The 12,270-nt window shown below is 49.2% G+C and carries 14 protein-coding genes; 1 reads left to right on the top strand and 13 read right to left on the bottom strand.

The genetic code is table 11. The features are described from left to right. Positions 1 to 19 precede the first annotated feature (19 nt). The 9 genes from V5J35_RS12260 to V5J35_RS12220 all read right to left on the bottom strand — a co-directional run bounded on the left by V5J35_RS12260 (position 20) and on the right by V5J35_RS12220 (position 7,378). Positions 20 to 583 carry a lipid A-modifier LpxR family protein gene (locus V5J35_RS12260; protein WP_354016392.1) on the bottom strand — a complete coding sequence of 188 codons (564 nt, stop codon included), beginning with the start codon at positions 581 to 583 and terminating at the stop codon, positions 20 to 22. Beyond that, on the bottom strand, positions 501 to 977 hold the full coding sequence (locus V5J35_RS12255) for a lipid A-modifier LpxR family protein (RefSeq protein WP_354016391.1): 477 nt from the start codon (positions 975 to 977) through the stop codon (positions 501 to 503). Before V5J35_RS12255 ends, V5J35_RS12260 begins: the two co-directional genes overlap by 83 nt. 141 nt (positions 978 to 1,118) lie before the next feature. Next, positions 1,119 to 2,027 carry a manganese-dependent inorganic pyrophosphatase gene (locus V5J35_RS12250; RefSeq protein WP_354007408.1) on the bottom strand — a complete coding sequence of 303 codons (909 nt, stop codon included), beginning with the start codon at positions 2,025 to 2,027 and terminating at the stop codon, positions 1,119 to 1,121. A 132-nt stretch (positions 2,028 to 2,159) separates the two neighbouring features. Continuing rightward, the gene (locus V5J35_RS12245) at positions 2,160 to 2,822 is read right to left on the bottom strand and encodes an SCO family protein (protein ID WP_354007407.1); all 663 of its coding nucleotides are present in this window, start codon (positions 2,820 to 2,822) and stop codon (positions 2,160 to 2,162) included. Positions 2,823 to 2,926: 104 nt separating this feature from the next. Continuing rightward, positions 2,927 to 3,886, bottom strand: coding sequence for a hypothetical protein (locus V5J35_RS12240; protein WP_354007406.1), 960 nt, complete (start codon positions 3,884 to 3,886; stop codon positions 2,927 to 2,929). Between the two features lie 152 nt (positions 3,887 to 4,038). Next, complete coding sequence (gene cyoE, locus V5J35_RS12235; RefSeq protein ID WP_354007405.1) at positions 4,039 to 4,926, bottom strand: heme o synthase; 888 nt, start codon at positions 4,924 to 4,926, stop codon at positions 4,039 to 4,041. Positions 4,927 to 4,937: 11 nt separating this feature from the next. Beyond that, positions 4,938 to 5,972, bottom strand: a complete 1,035-nt coding sequence (locus tag V5J35_RS12230; protein ID WP_354007404.1) for a COX15/CtaA family protein — start codon at positions 5,970 to 5,972, stop codon at positions 4,938 to 4,940. Positions 5,973 to 6,045: 73 nt separating this feature from the next. Beyond that, the gene (locus V5J35_RS12225; protein WP_354007403.1) at positions 6,046 to 6,594 is read right to left on the bottom strand and encodes a hypothetical protein; all 549 of its coding nucleotides are present in this window, start codon (positions 6,592 to 6,594) and stop codon (positions 6,046 to 6,048) included. A gap of 67 nt (positions 6,595 to 6,661) precedes the next feature. Further along, on the bottom strand, positions 6,662 to 7,378 hold the full coding sequence (locus tag V5J35_RS12220) for an SURF1 family protein (protein ID WP_354007402.1): 717 nt from the start codon (positions 7,376 to 7,378) through the stop codon (positions 6,662 to 6,664). 112 nt (positions 7,379 to 7,490) lie between these two features. Between V5J35_RS12220 and V5J35_RS12215 the strand changes: the two genes are divergently transcribed. Further along, the gene (locus tag V5J35_RS12215; RefSeq protein ID WP_354007401.1) at positions 7,491 to 7,706 is read left to right on the top strand and encodes a DUF2909 domain-containing protein; all 216 of its coding nucleotides are present in this window, start codon (positions 7,491 to 7,493) and stop codon (positions 7,704 to 7,706) included. Positions 7,707 to 7,715: 9 nt separating this feature from the next. Here V5J35_RS12215 and V5J35_RS12210 read toward each other — a convergent pair whose 3' ends face one another. From V5J35_RS12210 to coxB, 4 genes are read right to left on the bottom strand one after another with little or no spacing between them, the layout of a single operon-like run. Then, positions 7,716 to 8,606 (bottom strand): cytochrome c oxidase subunit 3, encoded by an 891-nt coding sequence (locus V5J35_RS12210; RefSeq protein WP_354007400.1) that lies wholly within the window; start codon positions 8,604 to 8,606, stop codon positions 7,716 to 7,718. A 10-nt stretch (positions 8,607 to 8,616) separates the two neighbouring features. Further along, entirely contained in the window at positions 8,617 to 9,189 is a 573-nt protein-coding gene (locus V5J35_RS12205; RefSeq protein WP_354007399.1) for a cytochrome c oxidase assembly protein, read from the bottom strand. Between the two features lie 15 nt (positions 9,190 to 9,204). After that, a complete protein-coding gene (gene ctaD, locus V5J35_RS12200) occupies positions 9,205 to 10,788 on the bottom strand; it encodes a cytochrome c oxidase subunit I (RefSeq protein ID WP_354007398.1) in 1,584 nt (527 codons plus the stop codon). A 10-nt stretch (positions 10,789 to 10,798) separates the two neighbouring features. Beyond that, the gene (coxB, locus tag V5J35_RS12195) at positions 10,799 to 12,001 is read right to left on the bottom strand and encodes a cytochrome c oxidase subunit II (RefSeq protein ID WP_354007397.1); all 1,203 of its coding nucleotides are present in this window, start codon (positions 11,999 to 12,001) and stop codon (positions 10,799 to 10,801) included. Positions 12,002 to 12,270 lie beyond the last annotated feature (269 nt).

Below are 12,270 nucleotides of genomic sequence, written 5' to 3'. Positions count from 1 at the left end.
TGAGAATTAACGAACCTGTTTACTGAAACAGCCAGTAGAACATGAGTGAGTTCCTGAAATGCCAGTCATCTTTATCCTGTTTGAAGGCTTTTGAGTAACCAACAGCAGACAGCCCGATACCAAACTGTCGATAAAAATACACAGCTCCCAAAGCCGCCGTCATCTGGCCTTTTTCCAACTCTACGTCAGGAACCGGTTTCTGTGTACTCCCGGTAATCGTTGCATCATCAAAGCGATAGCGCGCTTCGACATTGCCATAGAGATACCAGCCATCATACAAACTATCAGCAGCCATAACCCGCTGACGGTATGGGCGCAAAGCCGTCGAACTGAAACTGTTCTGAAGATTGCTTCCCCAGCGCCAGCCGAATCCTGCAGCAACTTCCGGCTGAAAATTGCCTGCAACTACACGACCATAACCACTAAATTCATTCTGGTAGGGTTGATGGGCTGAGCGATACAGAAGCTGATCAAACTCATAGCTGGCATCAATCACAGCCTTATTCTTTACCTGATAATCCCACCCCCGGGGAATGGCATTGCCAAACAGCCGATGCGCACGTTTCTGCCCCCTCCTCGGCACCAGAGTCAGGGCCAGTCAGTCCAAGCAAAAGCCCAAGGCTGTGCGCAGTTTTGCCGTTAGTTGCAACAATTCCGGAATCTAATGCCAACAGCCCGGCATAGGGTCGTTCATTTTCTTTTGGGGTTATCTGTTTTATGTCGGAAGGCGTCCACATTTTCTGGGCAACAGAAACTGACCAGCTTGTCTGGTATTTTTTTGTAGGATCAAATGGTAGCACTGAGTCTGAGTTGAGTGGGGAAGGGGAGGAGCTGTAACCGAAAAACAGCCCATTCGAATAATCGCCATCGACCTTGAAGAGTACGTCGTTATCCATGCCGAACTGCAAGGTTGATGCATTGGCACTCAAAGACAGAAGAGCCACCAATGGAAAGAGCCGGTATTGTTCAGGCTTCATGGCGCTTACCTGCTTTTTATTATTTTCCTCTCTTTTATCTTATAGCTGCTCCAATCTTTAAAACAACAGATGTTGCACGTCTTGTATCGTATTTTACAAACCACTCATACTGAGATGAGTGGTTTGAAGTTCAAGGTATGATTATGCTGCCAGAACCTTCTGCATCCACGGCCACGCCTGCTTTTTACGGCTCAGGGTGTCTTCCATCTGCACCCAGCGGTCGGCACTGTCGGACTTCAGCTTGTCAGCCCACTCACCTTTCACCAGCAGGCGGGTTGTTGAGGAGGTGATATCCGTCAGCATCAGGGAAGCCAGTTTGAAACCTTCCTGCTCACAGCGAGCCTGCAGCTCTGCGTCCAGGGCCTCAATTTTATCTTCAACCTGCTCGAAACTGGCGATTTCAACCTGGCCTACCACCACATTGGCACCGTTAATGGCATACTGCTTAAGGTCACGGTCTACCAGGCTGTCAATGGTCAGGCCGTCCAGGTTAGTCTTGGCACGCAGCAGGCTGTCAGTAAAGTCATACAGGCTGATACCCGCTTCTTCAGCCAGCTGTTTGGCGGCTTCGCGGTCTTTATCGGTACAGGTTGGAGAGCGGAAAGCAACCGTGTCACTGATGATGGCTCCCAGCATCAGGATGGCAATGGAACGCTCGATTTTCACGTTTTCCATACGGAACAGGTTGAACAGGATGGTAGAGCTGCAACCCACAGGCCAGATCCACATTTCCAGCGGATTAACAGTGGTCAGGTCGCCCAGACGGTGGTGGTCAATAACGCCCATGATATCGGCTTTATCGAGACCTTCCGGCCCCTGACCCAGATCGGTGAAATCCACCAGCCATACTTTTTTGCCTTCAACACTTTCACACAGAGCAGGCGCCTCAACTCCAGCTTCATTCAGGATGAAAGCCGTTTCGCCAGTGACTTCGCCCTGGGCAACCGCAACTGCTTCAACGCCGCGGGAAATTTTCAGCCATTCGGCAGCAGCCAGGGCTGAACAAATACTATCGGAATCGGGATTACTGTGACCTACAACCTGGATCATTATGTTCTCGTGTTTATAAACTGACAATCTAAGCCTGTGCCTGTCCCACAGGGCGAGGCACAGGACTGCAAAAGAAGACGCAGTTTACGAAGTAAAGGTCTGGCTCAATATAAGTAATTCGCCATATATCGCCTAACGCCTGTAGTTTTCATCAACAGCGGTCATGATCCGGGTCAGTTTTGCGGGCTCCAGAGGAGGGCGGATAAAACCGTGGTATTGGCCTGCCGGATTGATGATGGCCAGATTGGCACCGTGATCGACCAGATAAAATTCATCCTCAGGATCAAGCACTGGTGTGTAGGGAATATTAAGCTGTACCGTGAGGTCATGAATATTTTTTACCTCACCGGTCACACCAATAAAGTCTTTGTTAAAGTAAGGCACATAGCCTTTCAGTTTCTCAACAGTATCCCGACGAGGGTCAACGGACACCAGCACATACCTCATCTGTTGAGCCAGATTTATATTATCCTGCTTCAGTTGTTTATCCATTCCATTCAGCTGACTCAGTGTAATGGGGCAGATATCCGGACAGAATGTGTAGCCAAAGTACATCAGTGTCCATTGGCCCTGCTGACTGCCACTGTTGTATGTTTTGCCATTGTGGTCTGTCAGGTCTGCCATCTGGAAAGACCGGGGAGTATCAAACACAACTGTACCCATTTTCTGCAGGTCTTCGAGAGAAATTGACGGCCTGGTTGTATATTTATAAAACGTTAAACCAAGCACCATAGCCACAACCGCCAGAAGTAACAGTACGGTTGTACTGACATTGCCCTTTATCTGTTTTTTCATGCGGCTCTCTCTTTTGTCCACTCTGGTAGTCCGAACGCCCTGTAATAGTAACCCGAAATGAGCACGAACAGGAGCTTTACAATGGTAGTTTCAGGCTTCAGGGCTTACGGGGCATTTGAGTCGGCATTTTCTTCAGACCGATGGGGTTCTATATCATGTTTCCGGAGAAGTTCTTTGAGCTCGGCTATCGTATTATCACGATTTTGGAGTTTATCTCTCAGCCCACCAATGACGTCTTCAAGTTCGAGCAGGGTACGCTTAAGATCATCCGTTTGCTCATGACTTTCTTGTAAAGAACGTTTAAGGTAATCTAAACTTGTATCGTATTCTTCAAGCTTTTTTTTAAACCCGTCAATGTGTCCGAAATATAATTTTCCAGCTTCATCAATCCTGGCTTTTAAAATAGCATTTTCAACACTAAGACACTCTATGGTATAAGCATCGTTTTTCTCCTTTGCTTTCCTTTTATCTCTGGAATTCTGTGCCGACTCCCTGTTCTTACGCTTACGTTCTTCCCTTCTGCGGCAGCAATCCTCTGGTGTCATATCAGAAGAACGAAAACGCTTTGCACGTTCAGGAACAATCGCTGCCAACTTAGAACTTACTGCAAAACCAGAGGGGAAAGCTGATTGTCCGCAGCCTGACAGCGCAATGTATTCAGGCTCCTTCTTAATTACCATAGAAGACGTCTGTGGCGGCTGATTTAACTGTTCGTTTTTGAAGGGCAAACCTGTGCCTCCTGAAATCCCCTCACCGTTATCAGGGAGTTTCTTACCGTAAGTGTGATCAGATACCCAGGAAGCTGGCTCTACTTCAAAGCCATCATCTATGCCCATAGCTGTGGGCAGTTCGAAATTAACAGCCGGGAGTTTCCCTAAGAAATTCTCCATAGGTAGTGGTTGGTCATTTGTAACCAGTGAAATAAAGTTTTTTTCCACGGGTCGACTCTCAACCTTAATACCCATGAATGAACCAGTATCCGAGGGTCTCCCCTCATCATCATCATCTGACTCGAAAATTTTATCTGGCAATGCAAGTTCAGTTAAGTTGGGCCGTATATCCACAGCGATGCTCCCTGAAAATATTTAATAACAGGGTGTAAGTACCCCTTAAGCTTATTGTGCCTATTCAGACCACTTAAATGACTGAACATTCATTTTTTGTTAGTACGGGTAACAATGCAGTCAGCGTAGCTGGGTACTTAAAAAATGAACTCTTAAAAAGCCGTGTAATGGTCTGCCAGTAAAAATACAAACAGCAGCATCAGATACGTGATGGAGTATTTGAACGTTTTAATGGCAGCATGAGGTCGGCTGTCACGCATCAGGGCAATTGACCAGTACAGGAAACGACCTCCCAGCCCCAAAGCACCTGCCAGATAAAGTAAACCACTCATTCCGGTCAGAAATGGCAGTACACTGACCAGAATCATGATCACCGTATAAAGCACAATGTGAAGTTTGGTATACGCCTCTCCATGGGTGACTGGCAGCATGGGAATGTCAGCCCTGGCATATTCCTTTTTACGGTGAATAGCCAGAGCCCAGAAGTGCGGCGGTGTCCAGGCAAAGATGATCAGCACCAGCAGCAGGGCGTTACCATCAAACTGTCCTGTCACCGATGTCCAGCCCAGCAGAGGAGGGGCGGCTCCGGCCAGCCCGCCAATCACAATATTTTGTGGCGTCGCACGCTTCAGGAACGATGTGTAAACGACGGCATAACCGATCAGAGACGCCAGAGTCAGCCAGGCTGTCAGAGGGTTTACCAGCCAGACCAGCATAGCCATACCCGTTACGCCCAGTACAAAGGCAAAGGTGATCGCCTGTCCGGGGGCAATTCGTCCTTCGGCTACTGGCCGCTTGTGAGTGCGGGCCATGATGTTATCAATGCGCCGGTCAACCACATGGTTGATCACTGCTGCTGAAGCCGCAGACAAAGCGATGCCGATATTACCAAAGAACAATATATCCAGAGGCACGATACCGGGCGTTGCCAGACACATGCCTATCACCACCGTCAGCATTATCAGCGCAACGACTTTGGGCTTGGTTAACTCCAGATAGTCCTTCCAGTGGACTGGTTCGCTGTACGTTACCTTGTTCATAACACGCATCCTCATTCATCCCCTGAAACACGCAATCGATAATTTAAAGCCACCAGAGACAGCAGCAGCAAAGCCCCAAATAAATTATGTGCAACAGCAACCGGCAGTGGCAGATGCCAGACAATATTGCTGAGCCCCAGAAGCACCTGAACCGTCAGAATAAACACCACGCTGGCTGCTATTTTTTTCAGACCGGAGCGTGAATTGTAAGGCAGTTGTCCACTGTGTCGGAACACTCTGACTGATAGCAGCAATAACACCAGCACTGTTATTAAAGCACCCATTCGATGAGTCAGGTGAATAGCGGTTCGGGCAGCAGAGTCCATCTGCCCTCCCAGGTAGTTCGGGCCAATCTCCTGAGTAATATCAAATCCTTCGGCAAAGTCAGTGGGTGGCAGCCACTGTCCCTGACACATTGGCAGATCAGGGCAGGCGAGCGCTGCATAGTTTGAGCTGATCCAGCCACCCAGAGTGATTTGCACAATCACCACCAGCAAACCAGCCATGCCCAAACCTTTTAAACCTTCAACAACGTCTGGAGGCAGTTTTTTCCAGCCCATGCCAGACAGCCGAAGCGTCAGAAGGAACAACAGACTGAAGGTGGCGAAGCCTCCCAGCAGGTGCAACGTCACTACCTGAGGCCACAGCTTCAGCGTTACCGTCCACATGCCAAAAGCGGCTTGCAGAATAATAAGCCCGAGGATAAAGAAAGGGAGAATAACTGGATGCCCCGGCTCTTTCCGGTGTTTCCACGAAATCAGTGCAATACTTAACACCACCAGAAGCAACAGACCGGCTACGTAGCGGTGAATCATTTCCGCCCAACCTTTTTCAACCTCTACAGGAGAATCGGGGAATAAAGCTTCTGCTACGGCTATTTCCCTGGCGGTTTCAGGAACGGTTAGCTGTCCATAGCAGCCAGGCCAGTCAGGGCAGCCCAGCCCCGCATGAACCAGCCGTGTATAAGCCCCCAGTACCACTACAACCATTGCCAGAGTGGTGGCAAACAATGCCAGATAAAAGCCTTTCTTTTTAACCGTTCCCATATCTGACCCTTTTATCCTGCTACTGTCGTTATTCTTACGATGACTCTTGCTATGACTCTTACTATGAAGAGTGCTAGCCGATTTTCGAGGCTTTCAGTAACCGCTTTAAGTCCTTAAGCAGATCCCCCCCATACTGCGCTGACTCATACCCCATCATGACATTGCCAAGAGGGTCCACAATAAAATAACGCCCTGTTGGCCACTCCCTGAGATCAAGCTCCTTCAGCAAACCAGCTTTATTGGCTTTAAGCCAGAAAATATCGGGATGTTCCTGCTGAAAGCTCTGACTCAAAGACAGCTCTTCATCTGCAATAAACGTTCTCACAACCCTGTCTGTTTCCTTGCCAAGTGCAATGTGTGCCTGCCGGGTCTGGTACATAGCCTCCTTACAGGATTCAGACGAACAGTCTTTACTCCCCAGCACTAAAATTGCCCAGCGTCCCTCAAGGTTTGCTTCAGAAAATGTCTGATCGCCCTGTGTCAGGTTCAGTTGTGAAAGCGATTTGGGTGGCAGAATCAGCTGACCTTTATTGGTTTTACCTTCAGGAACGAATACACCGGTGAAGTACATCAGGTAGGAAAGACATATGGCTAGGGCGGGAATTGCGAAAATCAGTAGCATCTGCAACCGACCTTTCGCTCGGCCAGGCTGGCTGTTCGGCTTTTTTTTGTTACTTGTGCCTTTTCGGCTATGTGTGGCTTCCTGCATGCTGATGTTTCCTGAATTTAATCATTTGCCAGAGATAAAGTCCGAGTAGCACCAGCGCCATGGTGAACCACTGAAATGAGTAGCCAAGGTGCTTGCCGGATGTTGTTTTCATCGTGATCGGGCGAACCTGTAAAGCCCCCGGTTGCTGGTCAGCGAGAACCAGCAGCATAGATGGGATTTCAAGGTTTAGTGCTGTTTTCATTTTTTTGAAGTCCAGCGCCTGGATGCGCTTGGGCCAGGACCCGGCCCAGATATCTTCGCCCAGGGTGAAGGCTTTACCTAAGGGGCGATAAAGCGTACCCGTCAGCTCAACCACAGTTTCAGGCGTTTTAACATCAGGCAAGATTTCTCTGGATTCACTGTTCAGCCAGCCCCGGTTAACCAGCAGGGAATGCCCGTCAGTTGTCGTAAAGGGCATAATCAGCTCATACCCTGCCAGTCCGGCATAGACCTGATTGTCACGTAAAAAATAACGGGAGGCGTCAAACCGCCCCTGAATTTTAACCGGGAGATACATGGGGTCAGGAAAGCGTTTTACCTCAGAGTAAAGCAGGGGGGACATAACCAGACGCTCTGCCAGCATCTGTTCAAGTTCCAGCTTTTGCTCATAGCGGGAAAGCTGCCACAGCCCAAGGGATATCAGCAAGGGCAGCAACAGCATCACCAACAGCGACAACTTGATTCTATACTTCAACATCTGGTGCTCAATCCAGTTCCACTGTTATGCTTTTTTCTTAGCCTCTTACGAGGCTCTTTAAGCTTTCGTGCAAGCGCTCGTTCAGCTCTAATTTAAGCAATGGAAGTCTGGTATGTGGTTAAAAATTATTATTCTTATTCTTTTCTTCGCCGTGCTCGTCTGCCTGGGTCGGGGACTTTACTACCTAATCACCGACCGAAGCGGGTCAGCCAAACTCGTTAACTCCCTGACGGCACGTATCACCCTGACGGTTCTGATCATGCTGATCATTGTGCTGGCATGGCTGCACGGTGATATTCACAGCAATGCCCCCTGGTTATACCGATAGTTGCATTTATCATATCAGATAGACAAAGATAAACAGCCCGATCCAGACGACATCCACAAAATGCCAGTACCAGCTGGCTGCCTCAAAGGCAAAGTGCTTTTCAGGCTCAAAGTGACCTTTGAGAATTCTGAAAAACATAACAGTCAGCATCAGCGCCCCAAGGGTTACATGCGCTCCATGGAATCCCGTCAGAATAAAGAAGGTGGAACCATAAATACCCGCATTCAGGGTTAACCCCAGCTCGTTGTATGCCTGAATGTACTCTTCCGCCTGAAAGAACAGAAACGCAAAACCCAGTATCAGGGTAGCCACCAGCCAGACTTTAACTTTGGTACGCTCATCTTTACGCAAGGCGTGATGGGCAATGGTCAGAGTGATACTGGAAGTCACCAGCAGCAGCGTGTTCAGTAGTGGAAGGTGAAAAGGATCTATAATCGCGGCAGGTCCGGGAAAGGTTTCATTATCCGGTGTTTTCATCAGAGGCCATTCGGCGGTAAATTCCGGCCATAACAGCTGGTTTGTCATTTCCCCATGCCCTTCACCGCCCAGCCAGGGGATTGCATACATTCGAATGTAAAATAACGTACCGAAAAAGGCGAAGAAGAACATGATTTCCGAGAAAATAAACCAGCTCATCCCCCAGCGAAAACTCCGGTCCATCTGCGGGCTGTAGAGACCGGCGTGGGACTCACTGATCACGTTGCCAAACCAGCCAAACAGCATATAAGCCATAATCAGCGCACCACCAAACAACACGTAGTGTGCATAAGAATCTTTCACACCGGCAGACATATCGTTCATCATCATGCCTGCACCCGCAAGCGTCATAAACATGCCGACAGAGGCTATGATTGGCCACTTGCTCTGTGCCGGAACGTAATAGCTACCTTCGTCAGCCATTAAACTCTCCTCAAGACTTCTGCGTCCTTTCCCCCATGGTCGTCACATCAAACAGAGTATACGACAGGGTTAGTTTGGTGATATGCCGGGGTAATTCCTGATCCACAATAATTCTCAGCGGCATGACTTTTTCTTCACCTGCATCAAGGGTCTGGGTGGTAAAGCAGAAACATTCCACCTTGTGCAGATAATTAGTGGCCTGAAACGGCGTTACACTGGGTATTGCCTGGCCGATCATTCGTTCACTGGTCGGGTTACGAGCGTAAAAGCTGAGTTCTCCTACCTGGCCCGGATGCACTTCGACTTCAGAAATATCCGGATGAAAATCCCAGCTCATCCCTGCATTTTTTGTTGCCACAAACTGCACTTTGATCGTGCGGCTGGTATCCATCACCGCTTTGCCGGTATAGGGGTTCGGGTCCGTCTTGCCGTTCAAACCCGTGACTTTGCAGAAAACGTCGTAAATCGGAACCAGGGCGAAGCCAAAACCAAACATACCACCCGCAACCAGCCCGGTACGCAGCATGGTTCGCTTTGACAGATCGACGACTTTTTCTTCTTTCGCTTTATCCTTCTCTGTCATACCGCAACCCTTGCCTTACTTCACATCAGGAGGTGTCGTAAAGGTGTGGTAGGGAGCCGGGGAGGGTACACTCCACTCCAACCCTTCAGCGCTTTCCCAGACCTGTGCTTCCGCTTTCTTACCACCGCGAATGCACTTGATCACAATGAACAGGAACAACAGTTGTGTGGCTCCAAACAGAAAGCCACCGATACTGGCAATCTGGTTAAAGTCGGCAAATTGCAGGGCGTAATCCGGAATACGTCTGGGCATGCCCGCCAGACCAACAAAATGCATTGGGAAAAACGTCAGGTTCATGCCTATAAACGACAGCCAGAAGTGAGTTTTCCCCAGCGTTTCGTCGTACATGTGACCCGTCCACTTGGGTAACCAGTAATACGCAGCGGCAAAGATGGCAAAGATAGCGCCCGGTACCAGAACGTAATGGAAATGTGCCACCACAAAGTAAGTGTCGTGGTACTGGAAATCCGCCGGTGCAATTGCCAGCATAAGCCCGGAGAAACCGCCGATGGTGAACAACACCACAAAGGCAATGGCAAACAGCATGGGTGTTTCAAAGGTCATGGCTCCACGGAACATGGTGGTCACCCAGTTGAAGACCTTCACACCCGTTGGCACAGCAATCAGCATGGTGGCATACATAAAGAACAGCTCACCCACCAGCGGAATCCCTACTGTGAACATGTGATGCGCCCACACAATAAACGACAGGAATGCAATGCTACTGGTGGCATAGACCATTGACGTGTAACCAAACAGTGGTTTTCGGGCAAAGGTAGGAATGATCGCAGACGCGATACCAAAAGAAGGCAGTATCATGATGTACACTTCCGGATGCCCGAAGAACCAGAAGATATGCTGAAACAGTACAGGGTCACCGCCACCGCCAGCGTTAAAGAAGCTGGTGCCAAAGTGAATGTCCATCAAAACCATGGTCACCGCACCCGCCAGCACCGGCATCACTGCTATCAGAAGATAGGCAGTGATCAGCCAGGTCCAGACAAACAGAGGCATTTTCATCATGGTCATGCCGGGAGCCCGCAGGTTGAGAATGGTGGCGATAATGTTGATCGCTCCCATAATCGATGAGATACCCAGCATGTGAATGGCAAAAACAAAGAAGGTTGTTGAAGGCGGAGAATAATGAGTGGACAGCGGCGCATAGAAGGTCCAGCCAAAGTTAGGGCCGCCACCTTCCATAAACAGAGTGCTGACCAGCATCAGGGCAGCAAACGGCAGAATCCAGAAACTCCAGTTATTCATTCTTGGCAATGCCATATCAGGCGCACCAATCATCATCGGAATCATCCAGTTAGCCAGCCCGACAAAAGCAGGCATAACCGCACCAAAGACCATGATGAGGCCATGCATGGTGGTCATCTGGTTAAAAAATGCCGGCTCTACAATCTGTAACCCGGGCTGAAACAGTTCCGCCCGGATAACCATTGCCATGGCACCACCCGTCAGAAACATGATGAAGCTGAACCACAGATACATCGTACCAATGTCTTTGTGGTTGGTGGTCAGCACCCAGCGCATTAAGCCTTTTGCCGGACCGTGATGGTGATCGTCGTGATGTGCAAGTGTATGTTCGGTCATAATGGCGTCCTCACAGCGATGCTTGCTTTTCAAGAGCAGCTTGCTGCTGGTTTGCTGCTGGTTTGGCGCTGTCGTCTGGCTTCAGTTCTCCTGTCTTCTTGTAGTCAAGAATCTGTTTCGGAGTGACAAGTTGCCCCGTGTTATTACCCCAGGCGTTTCGCTCATAAGTAATAACGGCGGCCAGCTCGGCTTCATTCAGCTGGTTGGCGAATGCCTGCATAGCTGACCCTTTTTTGCCATTCATCACGATATCAACGTGGTCTTTAAGTCCGTCAGCCTTAACCGTCATATCCGCGCCTTTTAATGCCGGGAACACTGGAGGCATTCCCTCTCCACCCACCTGATGACAGGCTGCACAGATTTTTTCGTAAGTGGTTTTACCCAGCTTCATCAACTTATCCATGTCCCAGTCTTCTTCAGTCAGCTTTTTAATGCGTTCTGCTTCCTGTTTTTTCTCCGACAACCAGACTTCAAAATCTTCAGGTGTTCTGGCATCCACTACAATCGGCATAAAGCCGTGATCCTTGCCGCACAGTTCCGCGCATTGCCCGCGGTAAATGCCGGGTCTTTCAATTTTGGTCCAGGCTTCGTTAATAAACCCGGGAATGGCATCGCGTTTAACGGCAAAAGCCGGCACCCACCAGGAATGAATAACGTCTGCGGCGGTGACAAGAAAACGAACCTTCTGGCCAACGGGCAATACCAGTGGCTCATCCACTTCCAGCAGGTAGTTAGTTTGTTTGTTGCGGACGTTGTAAATCTGTTCTTTAGGTGTCGCCAGATTACTGAAGAACGAAACCCCTTCCCCCAGATATTCATACTGCCACTTCCACTGGTAGCCAGTGATTTTAATATCCACTTCGGCTTCATCCGTGTTGTAAATATCTATGAGGGTTCTGGTGGCAGGAATAGCCATTAAAACCAGAATAAGGAATGGAATCGTGGTCCAGGCAATCTCAACCAGCGTGCTTTCGTGAAAATGCTGTGGTTCAACGCCACGGGACTTCCGGTGCATGATGATTGAATAAAACATGACACCAAACACCAGTACGCCAATAACGACGCAAATGATGAAAATAGTCATGTGAAGACCGTAGATGGAACGGCTGATAGCCGTCACCCCCTCAGTCATGTTGACCTGCCAGTCCGCCATAAGGCGCACGGGCAACAAGCTGCCAAGTAAGCCGGCAGCAAGAAGAAAAAGTGCTCGCATGTGCTGCATCATTCCCTTACATCCCCTGACGATCCGCACCCGGTCTCAGAGAGTCGAGGCGGAAACTTCTTATTATTATTGAGCAGACCCAGAGCCCTGCATTCAGAGGTGTGAATCAGTCAACAAACGTCATTAACTGATTCTGTTATTGTCCTTATCGACCTACCCTGGTCATTACAGCATCTTGCCTGAAAAACGCTTTCCCCACACACCAACCAGCGGAACTCTAAACCGTGGTAAAGGGTAAATTTCTATGCAAGAGCGACCAT

The organism is Endozoicomonas sp. NE40 (assembly GCF_040549045.1).
Lineage (GTDB): Bacteria > Pseudomonadota > Gammaproteobacteria > Pseudomonadales > Endozoicomonadaceae > Endozoicomonas_A > Endozoicomonas_A lisbonensis.
The sequence above is the reverse complement of the archived record's forward strand: the minus strand, read 5'-3'. Positions and strand labels throughout refer to the sequence as shown.

Bases quoted from the DNA above. Each gene is read 5' to 3' on its own strand.
- V5J35_RS12255 (WP_354016391.1), bottom strand. From the start codon at position 977: ATGAAGCCTGAACAATACCGGCTCTTTCCATTGGTGGCTCTTCTGTCT.
- V5J35_RS12250 (WP_354007408.1), bottom strand. From the start codon at position 2,027: ATGATCCAGGTTGTAGGTCACAGTAATCCCGATTCCGATAGTATTTGT.
- V5J35_RS12245 (WP_354007407.1), bottom strand. From the start codon at position 2,822: ATGAAAAAACAGATAAAGGGCAATGTCAGTACAACCGTACTGTTACTT.
- cyoE (WP_354007405.1), bottom strand. From the start codon at position 4,926: ATGAACAAGGTAACGTACAGCGAACCAGTCCACTGGAAGGACTATCTG.
- V5J35_RS12230 (WP_354007404.1), bottom strand. From the start codon at position 5,972: ATGGGAACGGTTAAAAAGAAAGGCTTTTATCTGGCATTGTTTGCCACC.
- V5J35_RS12225 (WP_354007403.1), bottom strand. From the start codon at position 6,594: ATGCTACTGATTTTCGCAATTCCCGCCCTAGCCATATGTCTTTCCTAC.
- V5J35_RS12220 (WP_354007402.1), bottom strand. From the start codon at position 7,378: ATGTTGAAGTATAGAATCAAGTTGTCGCTGTTGGTGATGCTGTTGCTG.
- V5J35_RS12215 (WP_354007401.1), top strand. From the start codon at position 7,491: ATGTGGTTAAAAATTATTATTCTTATTCTTTTCTTCGCCGTGCTCGTC.
- V5J35_RS12210 (WP_354007400.1), bottom strand. From the start codon at position 8,606: ATGGCTGACGAAGGTAGCTATTACGTTCCGGCACAGAGCAAGTGGCCA.
- V5J35_RS12205 (WP_354007399.1), bottom strand. From the start codon at position 9,189: ATGACAGAGAAGGATAAAGCGAAAGAAGAAAAAGTCGTCGATCTGTCA.
- ctaD (WP_354007398.1), bottom strand. From the start codon at position 10,788: ATGACCGAACATACACTTGCACATCACGACGATCACCATCACGGTCCG.
- coxB (WP_354007397.1), bottom strand. From the start codon at position 12,001: ATGCGAGCACTTTTTCTTCTTGCTGCCGGCTTACTTGGCAGCTTGTTG.